This is a genomic window from Pseudomonas pharyngis (genome assembly GCF_021602345.1).
Lineage (GTDB): Bacteria > Pseudomonadota > Gammaproteobacteria > Pseudomonadales > Pseudomonadaceae > Aquipseudomonas > Aquipseudomonas pharyngis.
This window is the reverse complement of the sequence record NZ_BQID01000015.1, coordinates 117,207-130,614: the sequence shown is the minus strand read 5'-3', so window position 1 is coordinate 130,614 and position 13,408 is coordinate 117,207. Positions and strand designations below refer to the sequence as shown.

The window sequence follows — 13,408 nt, the reverse complement described above, 5'->3', positions numbered from 1 at the left end:
AATGCCCCCAATCTCCGCCACACCCGCCCCACTCTCCCGCCGTTTCTCCGTCGCGCCGATGATGGATTGGATGCAGTAGCCAGCCTCCCCCCCAACTGATTGGCTGAAGTCTCAAATCATCTGCGCGTTGTAGCAATTTTTAAGCATGCGGTATCTAAGCCTCTCTGGTGCGGCCGCATGAGCTAGGCTTCGCGAACACCTCATTTCTAGGATGGATCGCATGCCAAATAACTCAGCGTCTAATATCGCCACTGCTGACGCCCTGACGTTGCTACTGCACAACCAGCACGCACTGGCGGCGGCAATCGAAGAGGTTGCCATTTGGCTTGCAGCCAGTGGCGCGGCAGTGGTTGCAGATAACGCTGTGATGGCTATGGAGACCTTAGACACAAATGCAAACGCGATCACAGATGCGATTATGCGGATACGGCAATCCTAATATCGTCTTTGCAGGCAGCAATCGGCCAAAAACGGACACCAACAGAGTCTATGAAACCCGGGGCGGTTCATAAATTGATCGACCTTGGTCTAGATTCAAAGCGGCCGAGGGAATCGGCTATGATGATGGCTATTTGTTTATATGGCGCTTTTGGCCCCGGCGATAAGGACTCGCGACATGAAAAAACCGGTGGCCGCTGCAGTCGTCCATCTTGATGGGAAAATTCTCATCACTCGTAGGGCTCCAGGTCAAAATCTCGAGGGCCTGTGGGAGTTTCCAGGCGGCAAGCTTGAACACGAAGAATCTGCCCAGGAGTGCATCACCCGTGAGTTACGTGAGGAGCTTGGTGTTGAGTCTGTCGCCGGCGAAATACTCACCACCACGACTTACGCCTATCCCGGCGGCGAGATCGAACTGATCGCCATTTCGGTTGAGCTGCAATCCACCCAGTTCACCTTGCAGGTCCATGACCGGTTTGAGTGGGTGCTACCTCAAGAACTCCTTCGATACAACTTGGCTCCTGCCGACATTCCTATTGCCCAAGAGATCATCTGGAAATATGGCTAATTTCGCTCCTCTTGTCCCCGGATCAAACCTTAAAAACGAAGACCTAATTCTTCATTTTTTATGCAGTCCTCAAGGTGGAATGCGCCGGTCGAATCGGACCAATACTCTCGTCATTGTTTCTAATCACGTGGCGTCAATTTACGACGATCGCTGGGTCGAAGATGTGTTGCATTACACCGGCATGGGTCAGGTCGGTGATCAGTCTCTTGCGTTCAACCAAAACAGAACACTGAACGAGTCGCGCATTAATGGAGTGGCCGTACATCTATTCGAAGTCTTTACCGCCAAGACCTATACCTACATCGGTGAGGTAATGCTGGCTGATGAGCCATACCGAGAGAGACAACCGGATGTAGAAGGGCAGGACCGCTTTGTTTGGGTTTTCCCCTTGCGTTTGAAATCGGGCACTCCGCCGGCAATTTCTGATGTCACGCTGCAGCAACTCAATCGGGTTAAGGAAAAACAGGCCCGGAAATTGAGTGACGCTGAGGTAGAAGCGTTAGCCCGGCGTCAAGGACGGACCAATGTTGGGAAGCGCAGCGCCAGAGTCACGCAACACCAGCGCTCACCATGGGTAGCAGAGCACGCTAAGCGTAGATCCAAGGGGCGATGTGATTTGTGCCAGGAAGCCTCTCCGTTCAACAGGAAGGATGGGACGCCATATCTGGAGACACACCATATCGAGTGGCTTGTACATGGTGGAGCAGACACGGTGGAAAACACAGTTGCTCTCTGCCCCAACTGCCATAGAAAAATGCATGTGCTTGACGACCAGGCTGACAAAATACTGTTGGTCGCACGGGTCAATGCCCACTAATTAAAGGAACTATGTGTGGACGAGGAAATCAGTTTTGAGCATGAAGGGACAAAGTACACCGGCACCTACTCGGTTCACGGAGATGAGCTCATCGTTTATCTACCTGATGGTAGCCAGCGGGCAACCACGTTGCGTGGCCTTGATCCTGAAATGGCTGCCTTAACTCATCTGCGTGGGTTTGTACTGCATTCGAAAAACGTTGATCGGGCTGGTAACTGACAGTCAGCATCGTTATGCCGTGATCAGAAAACCCATCGGTAGGTTGTCATGAGTGGCTGCTCTCGGCCAGAAGCAGCCATTCGTAAATGTCCGTTTTCGACCCAGAGCGGCCCTTCGCACTACGTGCGATCTGTCGGTAGAATCCCGTTTTTCCAACCAGTACGAATTGATGCCAATGGTCCAACCGACGACAGCCAACATCATTGGCCCTTGGAAAGGAGAGGCTCCGACAACGTTACTACAGCATTGTCGAGATGCCTGGGACACGCCTCTTAAAGAGCTGTCAGATCTCATGGTCGCTACTTTTCTGAACCAGCGAATCGCATTTCCTCAAATGTTGGCCGAGGCCAAGCGGCGATTGAATTCAGAGCCCCGTGATGACACGGAATACTTCGATGACCAGCTAGCTGAGGCAGTTCACGGTGCTGACAACTGACCGCTTCTGGCCGATAGCAGTCGCTTCCAAGCGTCCGCTTATGGCCGGTTAGCGACGGTCAAGGCTCGATCGTCGCTATGCATTTTCAAACCTCGGTCTGTTCCGCCATCTCTAGGGCGTCGTCGACTTCAATTCCCAGATATCTAACGGTGCTCTCCAGCTTCGTATGGCCAAGCAGCAGTTGAACCGCTCGCAGATTCTTCGTCCTGCGATAGATCAGCGATGCCTTCGTACGCCTCATAGTGTGAGTGCCATACATTGCTGGATCAAGGCCAACTGCTTCCACCCAGCCTTTGACGATACGTGCGTATTGACGTGTTGATAGATGGTCTGAGGTACGCAGCTGACTCGGAAAAAGGCAGTCCTCGCTCCGGAGTTGGGCCTGGTGTATCCAGGCCGCAATAGCAAACCGTGTTTGTTCGGTGATCTCGAATTGCACTGGCCGTAGCGTTTTCTGCTGCATCACCATGGCGCGTGGTGATGCGTGCTCGCCATGGGCGACGTCGCGCACACGAAGCTTGGTTAAGTCGCAGGCCCGGAAGCTTGCTGTCGATGGCCAGATCGAAGAGCGCAAGATCACGGGTTCGTTCTGCAATTTGAAGCCTTACCCGGATGGCCCAGATATCTCTCAGTCTGAGTGGTGCTTTCTGCCCGACCAGTTTTCCTTTGTTCCAAGGCTGGCGGCTGCAGGTAGCGAAGGTGTTCATGACGAGTCCTCCACGTGTCGAAGGACAAGGATGGCTGACCAGAGAACGGGTCGCTAACCGGCCATAAGCGGACACTCATGACAGATCAGCCTTCGGCCAAAAGTGAACAATCGACTCCTTCCTTTACGCCACGAGAGGAATTTGGGATGTCTATTCACAGCCCCCTTTAGCTTGGATAAGCTCAAGAAAAGGAAGCACACTTACGTTGATGCTAAGCCTCTGTCCGTGGGATGCAAAGGCGGAGGAACCGGAGTTGATGTCTAAAAAGACTGAGCAAAACTATTGCAGATTGGCCCGCTGTAGTGGCAATCTGCCTCGAGAGCAGTGTCGTCTGGGTAGTCCTTACAGGGATAAAGTATGATTATCGGATTGCTGGTTAGAAACTTTAAAACGTATCAAGCCATCAATTACATCAAGCTCTCAAATGGAAAGCATTTTAGCGCATTGGTTGGGGAAAATGGCGCTGGGAAAAGTTCCGTGCTTGAAGCTTTGAATAGTTTTTTCAATGGTGCAGATTGGAACTATCACCACTCTTTAGCCAAGGGATTTACAGAGAGAGAACCTTTTATATGCCCAGTGTTTTTAATAAAAAAAGATATCCTTCCAAGCTTGGGGGAGTTCCAATGGTTCGTGGAGAAAGTTAGCGAGCTTACTTGGTCCTCAGGAATTGTTGACTTCAACCCTGCCCACAAGCCCCACGCAGAACTCTTCTGCGAGCATAGAGAAGATTTGATAGCCGAAGGATATAGCAGTAGCAATTATTATTTAATCCCTTTCGGATTAAAAAAAGAACAAAAATATTCTTTACCATCCATCTTCTTTTCGATGTTTGAGACACTGCCAGCATACAACTCACTAATAAAAAACTATATAAGCTCTGGAGGTGCGATCGCACTTTTACAGCAACGCATTATCGAATACTACAAATTCATATATCTGCCAGCGGATATCGACTTCAAAGAATACACAAAGATTGAAGGAAGAACAATTCAGGCTTTGCTTGGGCAGAAACTGGACACAATTGTCAGAGCCTTTATTAAGCGAGAAGATGTTCAAAAAATCAATACGCAACTTAATGAGTTTCTTGGCTCGATCTCAGAAAAGCTTGGTATTTATGAGTATAGAAAGCCTGCACAGAAACAAAATCTCGTCAACCAATCTCATTTAACCGAAAAAGTCATTGAGGCCTTTTTTGAGTCAAAAGTTCTTAATCGGAAAGATGGTCGAGAGCGAACTCCTGTGGGCGATCTAAGCTCAGGTGAAAAACGGCAGGCATTGGTCGATGTAGCTAAGGCATTTCTTTTGGCGAATGCAGCGCCGACTCACCAGCAAATTATCCTGGCAATAGATGAGCCTGAATTATCGTTGCACGTATCCTCCTGTTTCGGCCAATTTGAAAAACTGAGAGAAATTGCCGAGTCAAAAATTCAAGTGATTATTACGACCCACTGGTATGGATTTATGCCAATTATATCTAACGGGGTCGCCGTCTATTGCCCAAAAAGTGATCAGCCTCCTCTGCTGTTAGATTTGAGGTGTTTTCGAGAGGATATAAAGAAGCTCAAAATTGATACAAAGGGAGAGTTGCCCGCCGAATTAGAACTAAAGGGAATTAATGATCTTGTCCAGTCTATTATTGCATCGATTACAAGCTCCGACTACAGATGGATTATCTGTGAAGGTTCAGCAGATAGCATATATCTAAATCACTATTTAAAAGACCAAAAATTATTTGTAGTTCCGGTTGGAGGATCGCCAACGGTAAAGAAAATTTACAATTATCTATATCTGGCGTTAGAAGATTCCAGAAGTGATATCCGGGGCAAAGTATATTGTTTGATTGATACGGATAAGCGCTTCGAGTCTTTTGATGGCAGGGATTCGCTGGCAGGAATCCAGATACGCAGGCTGAAAAATAACGAAGAAAGCTGTTGCACAGAACTATTGAGGACCAGTGACAACAACGCTTCCCCCCCAACAGTAATAGAAGACACGCTGAATGTGATCAGCTTTATCAAAGCCATTCAAAGTTTTAAATCGCATTCGGTTTATGGCCCGCTGATTTCACGGCTATCCTCACCGCTATCATCAGAAAACGATGACTGGCCCTCTAGCTTGTCTTTGAACTTAAACTTTACAGATCGTAGGGCGTTGGAGCAGCTGTTCGACTCAGAGGGTTTCAAAGTAAAATTCGCGCTAAAATATATTGAGCTAGACAATCCAATAAAAAAGCCAGGCTGGATTGGAGATATTGAAAATTTTCTTATGCCTGCTATTCCGAAGGGTGGCAGATCCGCTCGGAGGCCACCAAAAAACAACTGAAGGACGATAGATTAATAAACCAATATTAGATTAATCATGCATTGTGAGTGATACACGAATGGATACGTCAACGCTTAAAGAGTCATATTTCCAAGTATCTCAACAGGCAGAGCGCCTAAAAGTCCTACTCACTGCACAACTAGAGCATCTTCTTAAAAAAGTTGATATTTCCTTAGGTGTGCCAATTGAGGCGAGAGTAAAGGACTGGCAATCTATCGAGGATAAAATTGTAAGAAAGTCCCTAAGCCTTGATAAGCTTGTAGATCTAGACGATTTCTTGGGGGTGAGACTTATCTTATTGTTTCAAAAAGACATCTCAGCGGTCGAAGCAATACTAAATACAAATTTAAACGTAATCTCTTCGGAAGATACAGCTCTCAGACTTACAGAATCCCAATTTGGTTACCAGTCAAAGCATTTTGTAGTAGAGCTGCCTAAAGAGTGGCTCAATGTTCCTTCTTGGAATGATTTAGGTGCAATTCGTATTGAAATACAGGTCCGCACCCTCGCTCAACACATCTGGGCAGCCGTATCTCATAAGCTTCAATACAAGAAAGAAAAGAGCGTTCCTCGACCACTACTTCGCTCAATAAATCGAGCCTCAGCACTTCTTGAATGTGTGGACGTCGAATTTGACAGAATTCTAGACGCTCGGGAACTTTACATAGAACAAAATGCTAAAGAGGGCAATCGGGACGATATTCTCAATGTGGATATCATTGAAACAATTCTCTCCAAGCACTTTCCTGCGCAAAATAAAGGACCGGACGAAGATCTTGACGATCTGTTAATTGATTTACACGACTTCGGGATAAAAACGAGCGGCCAACTCACCGATCTAATAAATAAACATTACAATGAAATAATGAATTCGGATGAATCCCACGCTTTTAAAGCTGGATCAGGAAAGGGTTTCTATTTCAAGCATATCGGACTGGCTAGAGAAGGCTTGCGCAAAGAGTTTGGTGACGAGGTAATTAGTGATTACCTGAAAGAGCAGAATTACTTGCGCCAGCAAGCCTGTCAGGACGAGTGATCAGAATCTTAACTTTCTAACGGCCACACCTTTTCAAAGGGTGAAGTGCATCCTTGGCACCTATGTCTCCCGACAGTGGTGCCATTTGGATCACCTTCACCTCCTAGAAACCCTATGAAAGCGTGCGCTCAATAAAGACCAGCTAGAAGGGGGATACTCAAAAGAAGTTCTATTTGGAAATAGCTGTTCCACTTCCGTGATATCGTAAGCTCATTGCTCAGCGCTCTACGATTCCTATAGGTTATTATTGTGTTTCACTGGTGAGTTTTTGGAGGAATATGGACATCACATACAAATTGCCACACCCGGTGAGAATCACCTGTTCCAAATATTCTGAGATGAGCACGCAAGCAATGGACCAAGTCTACGACGAAGCTTTCGCCGGGCTGGATATTGAAACATGCTCCATAGACTATTTAACACAGACGATTACGAGGCTGCGGCCTGATATTTTTTCTCTGCACCGGTCTGGTAACGTAACAGATCATATGGCTGGAATCGCGCTTAGCACTACGTTGTACTCTTACAAGTTTAGGCGTCAGGACGGCAACATCTTGACGACATCAAATTTACTTGATGAGATTTTGGAGCAAACTGAGATCGGCGACGACGTTCCAGTCGACTACCTCCGCCCACCATTTAAAACTTGTTATATCGAATTCACGAAAAGTCGAAGCTCTTCACTGAAAGTCTATAACGAACTTACACATGAGCATATATTGGAAGGTGTATATATAAGTGAGACTCTGGTCGAGCCGGGGACAATGGAGATGAGACGTTATATTGATAGTCCGATTGTGGATGTAAGCAAGCCACTAAGAATTCTGGATCTTATGTTTACCGGCTCGCCATTGGGTAAAGCACATGTGGAGGATGACGCGCTGCGGGTGCAGGGGTTTTACATACAGGATGGAATGAGAACGATTAAACAGGAGCTAAGTCGAGTTGAGGAGACGTACGGCCAGGATGATGATTTTACAGGTGATATGAGTTATTTATCTGAAACATTAAATCACATGGCCAAGGTTCTATTATTTATTAACTGCAAGCAATACCGCGACACAGCCTTCAATGAGCGTAAAGAGTTGAGAAAAAAAATAACTTCGCTGAAGGGCATAGGCAAGATTCGTAAGTATGAAGATAAGCTTCGGAAAACCTATGACAGAGTTGTGATCAGTCCAGTGGATAATATTATCTATGAGTCTGATGCAGGATATAATCACGCGAGAAATGTAAAGGAAAAGCGTACACATTGGAGAAAGGGACATTTTCGGATGCAGCCCTAGGGCCCTGGAGCTAGCAAGAGAAAGATTTTATTTATAGAGCCGACAGTCGTTGGTGGCGTTTTTGCGAAGAAAAAAAACTATGATGTGAAGGAGAAGACTGCGTCGCCTTGAGCTTCGTGAACGCTTCTATGAGCACAATCGAAAGCAGTAGGGAGATGACTTCCCCACTGCTCGATGGGCACCATTGAACAGCGATATAGGCCGATTTCTGCCGGTGATCAATGGCTGCAAAGGTGTTTCAAGATTACACTCTCAAGTGTCCGCTTATGGCCGAAAACTGCCGTTCGCGAAGGATAATAGTTCACGAGCGTTTTCAGCGCCAAGGAGCTTTCCACTGTCGCGCAAATAACTGCCGACAGCTATACACTACCTTTCAGATAATCCACGCTCACTAAAAACACCTTCAAAATACTGTAAAAATTCGTTTTTTATTTCGGGACAAACCTTCTTGATATAGAAAAGAAAATACCATAAAGGTGTGGCCTCTCCTGTATCATCCTGCTCCCAGTCTTCCTGATTTCCGAAGCAACAGATTACACATCGTACGAAATTCGCGAATGCTGGATCCGATTCTCTATATTGCCTTTCAATTGGCCAAAGATCGACAAAGAACCCCTTCCTTTGCTCCTGACTAGACTCAACTACTCCAGGAGTTACGGCCTTACTCAAGTAGTTAGACATAAGATCGAGTTTTGCAGAAGAAATACTACTTAAAGCGTCGCCTTCAATCAAATGAAGCAAAAAATCCGCGTAGCACCGCACTAATTGATTAATGGATACGCCGGCGGCAAGGAGACGCGCCTCAAGATTTTCGACTTCTTCAATTTCTTTTTCATCACTCATTCTTTAACTCCATCACATACGCCGAGCTTACCCATAACTTGTGCGCAAGATCGGCAAAACTTCAACTGTTTACCATCATTCCTTACGGTCGTAGATGTTGAGCCGTTCGTAATATCTCTCAAAGCTTCGACAGATTTGACATCGTTAGCCTTGGCAATCTTACTCAGCGCATCCGCTTCTCCGCAGTGCCCATGAATAAAAGGAGAACGTTGATCGTCTGGTATCGATTCATAGAGCTCTTGAACCACAGGATGCTGAATACCTTCCCCACCTGCTTTCGTGCTGTATCCAACCTCCGGTGCTTGCAGATTACCCGACTCGATTGTAGTGCGTGTGCCTTTGTTGTTCGGCGTAATTCCTTTTTGACGAGCCAGCCCGCGCGGGTCAGTCCACCCAGTAGGATTCGGAACATACTGGTAAAGGTTGAGTCCCCCTTCGTAACCAATAGGATCTTGACTTATGAAACGTCCCACTGACGGGTCGTAGTAGCGATGCCTGTTGTAATGCAGCCCCGTCTCATGATCATGGTACTGCCCTTGGAATCGGATAGGATTTGCAATGCCCTGCTGCTTCGCCCAATGCGACTGCTCCTCCCGAATCTCACCCCAGGCCTTGTACTGAGCGCTCCATACGACGTCACCATTCTGATCGGTCATCTCCAAAGGAGTGCCCAAATGGTCGCATTGGTACCAATTCAATACATCGATTGGGGGCGATACTGCGGAACGATTCCAAAGCGGATCATCCTCTAAGCTGTAATCCTCATCGTAGTCAGGCAATCCCATCAGATTAATGGAATGATTCGACATCGCCTGAGCAACAGGAATGAATGTTCCGGGCTCAAACACGTAATGAATAGTGCGGCCCGCCTCCCCATCCTGCTGAGGAGCACGACTTTCCCAAGCCAAGTTATCGCCATCCCAACCGTACAACGTAAAGCCACAGCCGTGCTCTCGCTGCAATCGAGCGTGCTCAGCGCTATTCCACAGTGAGCCTGCCGCCGGCCGCTGCTTGTAGTGGACCTTCGAATTCTTGGATAAACGTCGACCAAGGGCGTCGTAGGCAAACTCCACCGAAAGCCTTGAGTCCTCAAAATGCACCAGCCGATCAAACAGATCCCAACGCATCTGGCTGTAAGCACCATCGCACCAACGCTTTATCTGGTTACCACGCTCATCGTATTCGTAGTGAGTCCCTGCATACTCGCGCAGCAGGTTATCGACTAACTTGCTGCGTGGGGGAGTCAACTCCAAAGGCCGCCGACTCTCTGCCGCTTTCTCATCAAGCAGGTTACCCGCCGGGTCAAAGTCGAAGGTTTCAACACCCAAACGACTCACTGCGCTCAACAACCGGCTCACCGGATCATAGCGATAGGACAACTGGCCACGGCGCGTATCGTTGATTTCGTTCAGTTGCCCTGCGGCGTCGTAGGCGTACTCACGCTTAAGCAAAACCGACTTGTCATCACTACGCCCCAACAGTTGCTCTTGCAGGCGCCCGGCCGGGTCCCACTTCTGCGTCTGCACAAGACGATTACCTTGATGCCGAGCCACTTCGCGATGCAGGTCGTCGCGCTCATAGCCAAGCAACTCATGCTCGTTCAGGCGCAATGCCAAGAGATGACCGCTGCCGTAGGTCAACCAACTGACCCGATGCCCATCAGGACGGATCGTGGCCACACGTTGGTTGAGCACGTCGTACTCGTGCTGCCAAACAGCAACCAGTGGCTTGTCCAAACCGAGGTAGTGCTGATGCTCACGCACCATATTGCCGGCCATGTCATGGAACCATTGCACTTGGCTGTCTGCGTTACTGGCGAGGATCATGTTGCCCCTGCCGTCATAGGCGTAACGCTCCGCTTGAGACTGGTCGCCAAGCGAAGCTAGACGCTCGGTTACACGCCTCATCTCGTCATACGCTACCGTCACAACACGGTCACCGGTGGCGACCTTTGATAGGCGTCCAGAAGCGATGTCGTACTGGTAGCGAGTCAGACGTCCGTCAAAGCCTGTTTCGGTCAACAAGCGTCCTACTGGGTCGTAGAGAAATTGCGCCGAGCGTTGATTCTGGTTCTCCAGAGCCTGCAAACGTCCCAAACGATCCCACCGATACCGCAGAGTCTGTTCGGCAGCGTCCACGCGTTCTTCGACGAAACCAGCTACCGTGTAGCTCCAGGTCGTGCAGCGATCCAATCCGTCGACATGGGCCAGAAGTCTGCCCTCAGCATCGCGCTCAAAACGCTCCTCTGTTTTGTCCGGATGCCGGATAAGCGCTACCTGCCCAGCCTTGTATTCGTATTCGGTGCTCTGCCCTGCTGCATCCGTTGCGCAGATCATCAAGCCGCGATCGTCATACTCCCATGTACTGATCTTGCCCGAGCAATCCACATACTTGAGTAATTGACCCGCGTCATTGTATTCGAGGGTCTTCTCGTTACCGTTGGCATCCTTGATGGCAATCGGCAGACCTTTTTTGTCATATGCGTATTCAGTCTTGTTACCGAGCGGATCGACCGTTTCAACCAGGTTGCCGGCGTCATCATAGGCGCGCAGCCATAGCCCGCCTTCCGCGTCCATGATTTTGATGAGTTGGTCGTGGTCGTCATAGGCGAAGTGCACCACGCTATTGTCGGCGCGAATATGCTCAAGCCGATTGCCGCGCTCATCGTAGCTATAGCGGTCAGTGGCCCCATCGGGATGCACATGCCGGACGACGTTTTTGGCGTCATCGCGGAACAACCATTCCGACAAGCCATCGGCGTGACGAATGCGATACGTGTAGCCCAGGCTGTCGTAGTAATGCCATGTCTCGTTACCGTGAGCATCCGTTACGTACGTCAGACGAATGTTCTCATCCCATTCCAGACGGGTGTCGAAACTGCCGTCATCGGCCCACTCGCGCACGGCCTTGGCATCAGAGCCCGTGCCCTGCCACTGCAAGTTCATCCCGCGCCCGGTCCGGTCCGTGTAGCGCGTGATCAGATGATGTTCATACTGATACGACCAAGCTGCACCGTTCTCATCCTGGGCAAGAGTCAGATCGCCGTGCGCGTCATACTCATAAGCGCACAGTTGACGCTGTGGCGCCCCGTCACGGATCTCCCAGAGGCCGGTCAATTGTCCATGCGCATCGATCAGCGTGCCGAGGTGACGATGCACCTTGGTGATGTCATTTTCCTGATAGGTAATCAGGTCGGACAGTACGGGAGCATCACCGTGTCGATGCTCATGGTGCAGCATGATTCCGGCGCCACTACGCAATACAACACCTACTAGCAGGTAGCAAAGCCCATGACGGATGTAGGTTTCCTTGCGATCGAAACCCCGGCATAGCAGCAACTGTCCCTCGCTGACATGCAGCAAAGTGATGTTTTCAATCGCGTCGTAATGAAACTGACCGATCTTAGGTAACGGATAGCTATGGCTTCGGCCGTCTGCATTGTGGAACACCAGACCATCGTCCTGCTCATCGATGCGAGTCGTGAACGGAGTGATCCAGCGCGCGCCCAAGATGCCCGAATCATAGGCGCTCAAGTCCGAGCAATACGTGCGGGTCCAATCAATGGGGAAAGCGCCGGGCAAGCTGAAATCCGAGTGATCAAACGTCTCTGTACCCATGGCAAAGCTGATGCGCTTGCAGGTCGCAGGACATACTTCATTTTTCTCATCATTGGGGCGCGTCTTCGGCTTCGACTCAGCCCGGCTTACTTCAACCTTGCCATCGCTGGCAACGCGTCGGGATTGGCTAGTCATGCCCGGTTTGACGTTACCGCCCTGGCCGTGTGCGTTGCGCATACGCCACGCTGCAACCGCGCTGGCCAGTACGACCAACAGCGCGCCAATCGAGCTTTGAACGGCCGGGTCACTCAACTTGTTCAACTGCGTGCGCAGCTCGGGTCCCATGGCGCGCAGTGATTTCGTATGAATCAGAACTTTTTTCTTTGCTTGTTCAGGCAACAGATGCTCGGCCGCACTGTTGGCAACGCCTTTGCCCGCTGCTTTGTAAACGTTTGCCGCGGCGCCGAAGATATTGCTGATAGCGCTCAAAGGATCATGTAGCAATTGATCGCTGGCAGCGCTTGCCATCTCCCCGGCTTCTTTTAAATTGCCTTTGGCATCGAGCTGTCCGTTTACGACGCGCTCTAACCCAACAGCAATTTCATTGAGGATCTTTTCGCCAAGCTCTCCTGCATCATTGAGCAGCTCCTTGAGTTTGGCTTGTGCCTGCTTAACGAAATCATCGATCACACCAACAATGTCAGCGTTCAGATGACCGACCACGACGTTGATCAACGCATCGCCCAACACCAGCTTGCCGACCTTCGCGACCTCCTGGCGAACAAGGAACAATGTCGGACGCAAGCTCATGCGCGCGGCTGCCATGTTCGGCGGCATCGGCAAGACACCGATCAGGTTGATCCCGAGACTGACCCAGTTGAGAGGATCTTGTCGTGGGCTGTTCGAGAGTGTCACCACATCGTTCAGTGCATCGACCAGCGCCATGATATTGCCGACAACAGGCAGCGCACCGGCGACCGTCTTGATGCGCTCCAATGTCACCAGATCGCCACTGATCTCTCGTAACCAAACATCGAATTGAGCCGCACTTCGACCCACATCTTCCACCATGATCAGATTCAGCGGAACAACGGCGACTTGTGGTTCACGTTTGGTTGCAACAGCGATATTGGTCGTCATGGAAGCGTCTTACCAGCCAGTAGGCTCGGGAATTCAGAG

The 13,408-nt window shown here is 49.5% G+C and carries 9 protein-coding genes and 1 pseudogene; 7 read left to right on the top strand and 3 right to left on the bottom strand.

The window, feature by feature from the left end:
* The first annotated feature begins 220 nt into the window (after window positions 1–220).
* From L6D74_RS25075 to L6D74_RS25060, 4 genes are all read left to right on the top strand, one after another.
* Window positions 221–439, top strand: coding sequence for a hypothetical protein (locus tag L6D74_RS25075; protein ID WP_236190890.1), 219 nt, complete (start codon window positions 221–223; stop codon window positions 437–439).
* 177 nt (window positions 440–616) lie between these two features.
* Window positions 617–1,006, top strand: coding sequence for a (deoxy)nucleoside triphosphate pyrophosphohydrolase (locus tag L6D74_RS25070; protein ID WP_236190889.1), 390 nt, complete (start codon window positions 617–619; stop codon window positions 1,004–1,006).
* Window positions 999–1,823 (top strand): HNH endonuclease, encoded by an 825-nt coding sequence (locus L6D74_RS25065; protein ID WP_236190888.1) that lies wholly within the window; start codon window positions 999–1,001, stop codon window positions 1,821–1,823. The genes L6D74_RS25070 and L6D74_RS25065 overlap by 8 nt, the downstream gene beginning before the upstream one ends.
* Window positions 1,824–1,838: 15 nt before the next feature.
* Complete coding sequence (locus L6D74_RS25060; protein ID WP_236190887.1) at window positions 1,839–2,042, top strand: hypothetical protein; 204 nt, start codon at window positions 1,839–1,841, stop codon at window positions 2,040–2,042.
* A gap of 521 nt (window positions 2,043–2,563) precedes the next feature.
* Here L6D74_RS25060 and L6D74_RS25055 read toward each other — a convergent pair.
* Window positions 2,564–3,185: pseudogene (locus L6D74_RS25055) on the bottom strand (tyrosine-type recombinase/integrase).
* A gap of 357 nt (window positions 3,186–3,542) precedes the next feature.
* Between L6D74_RS25055 and L6D74_RS25050 the strand changes: the two are divergent.
* The 3 genes from L6D74_RS25050 (at window position 3,543) to L6D74_RS25040 (ending at window position 7,829) form a co-directional block, all read left to right on the top strand.
* Window positions 3,543–5,507 (top strand): AAA family ATPase, encoded by a 1,965-nt coding sequence (locus L6D74_RS25050; RefSeq protein WP_236190886.1) that lies wholly within the window; start codon window positions 3,543–3,545, stop codon window positions 5,505–5,507.
* 58 nt (window positions 5,508–5,565) lie between these two features.
* Entirely contained in the window at window positions 5,566–6,543 is a 978-nt protein-coding gene (locus L6D74_RS25045) for a GTP pyrophosphokinase (RefSeq protein WP_236190885.1), read from the top strand.
* A gap of 353 nt (window positions 6,544–6,896) precedes the next feature.
* On the top strand, window positions 6,897–7,829 hold the full coding sequence (locus L6D74_RS25040) for an AcrVA2 family anti-CRISPR protein (protein ID WP_236190883.1): 933 nt from the start codon (window positions 6,897–6,899) through the stop codon (window positions 7,827–7,829).
* A 366-nt stretch (window positions 7,830–8,195) separates the two neighbouring features.
* Here the strand turns inward: L6D74_RS25040 and L6D74_RS25035 are convergent, their stop codons facing one another.
* Both L6D74_RS25035 and L6D74_RS25030 read right to left on the bottom strand, forming a co-directional pair.
* Window positions 8,196–8,672: a hypothetical protein gene (locus L6D74_RS25035; protein ID WP_236190881.1), complete on the bottom strand. Its 477-nt coding sequence runs from the start codon at window positions 8,670–8,672 to the stop codon at window positions 8,196–8,198.
* The gene (locus tag L6D74_RS25030; protein WP_236190879.1) at window positions 8,669–13,369 is read right to left on the bottom strand and encodes an RHS repeat-associated core domain-containing protein; all 4,701 of its coding nucleotides are present in this window, start codon (window positions 13,367–13,369) and stop codon (window positions 8,669–8,671) included. The genes L6D74_RS25035 and L6D74_RS25030 overlap by 4 nt, the downstream gene beginning before the upstream one ends.
* Between the last annotated feature and the right edge of the window lie 39 nt (window positions 13,370–13,408).

Bases quoted from the DNA above. Each gene is read 5' to 3' on its own strand.
- L6D74_RS25040 (WP_236190883.1), top strand. From the start codon at position 6,897: ATGGACCAAGTCTACGACGAAGCTTTCGCCGGGCTGGATATTGAAACA.
- L6D74_RS25030 (WP_236190879.1), bottom strand. From the start codon at position 13,369: ATGACGACCAATATCGCTGTTGCAACCAAACGTGAACCACAAGTCGCC.
- L6D74_RS25070 (WP_236190889.1), top strand. From the start codon at position 617: ATGAAAAAACCGGTGGCCGCTGCAGTCGTCCATCTTGATGGGAAAATT.
- L6D74_RS25050 (WP_236190886.1), top strand. From the start codon at position 3,543: ATGATTATCGGATTGCTGGTTAGAAACTTTAAAACGTATCAAGCCATC.
- L6D74_RS25045 (WP_236190885.1), top strand. From the start codon at position 5,566: ATGGATACGTCAACGCTTAAAGAGTCATATTTCCAAGTATCTCAACAG.
- L6D74_RS25075 (WP_236190890.1), top strand. From the start codon at position 221: ATGCCAAATAACTCAGCGTCTAATATCGCCACTGCTGACGCCCTGACG.
- L6D74_RS25065 (WP_236190888.1), top strand. From the start codon at position 999: ATGGCTAATTTCGCTCCTCTTGTCCCCGGATCAAACCTTAAAAACGAA.
- L6D74_RS25035 (WP_236190881.1), bottom strand. From the start codon at position 8,672: ATGAGTGATGAAAAAGAAATTGAAGAAGTCGAAAATCTTGAGGCGCGT.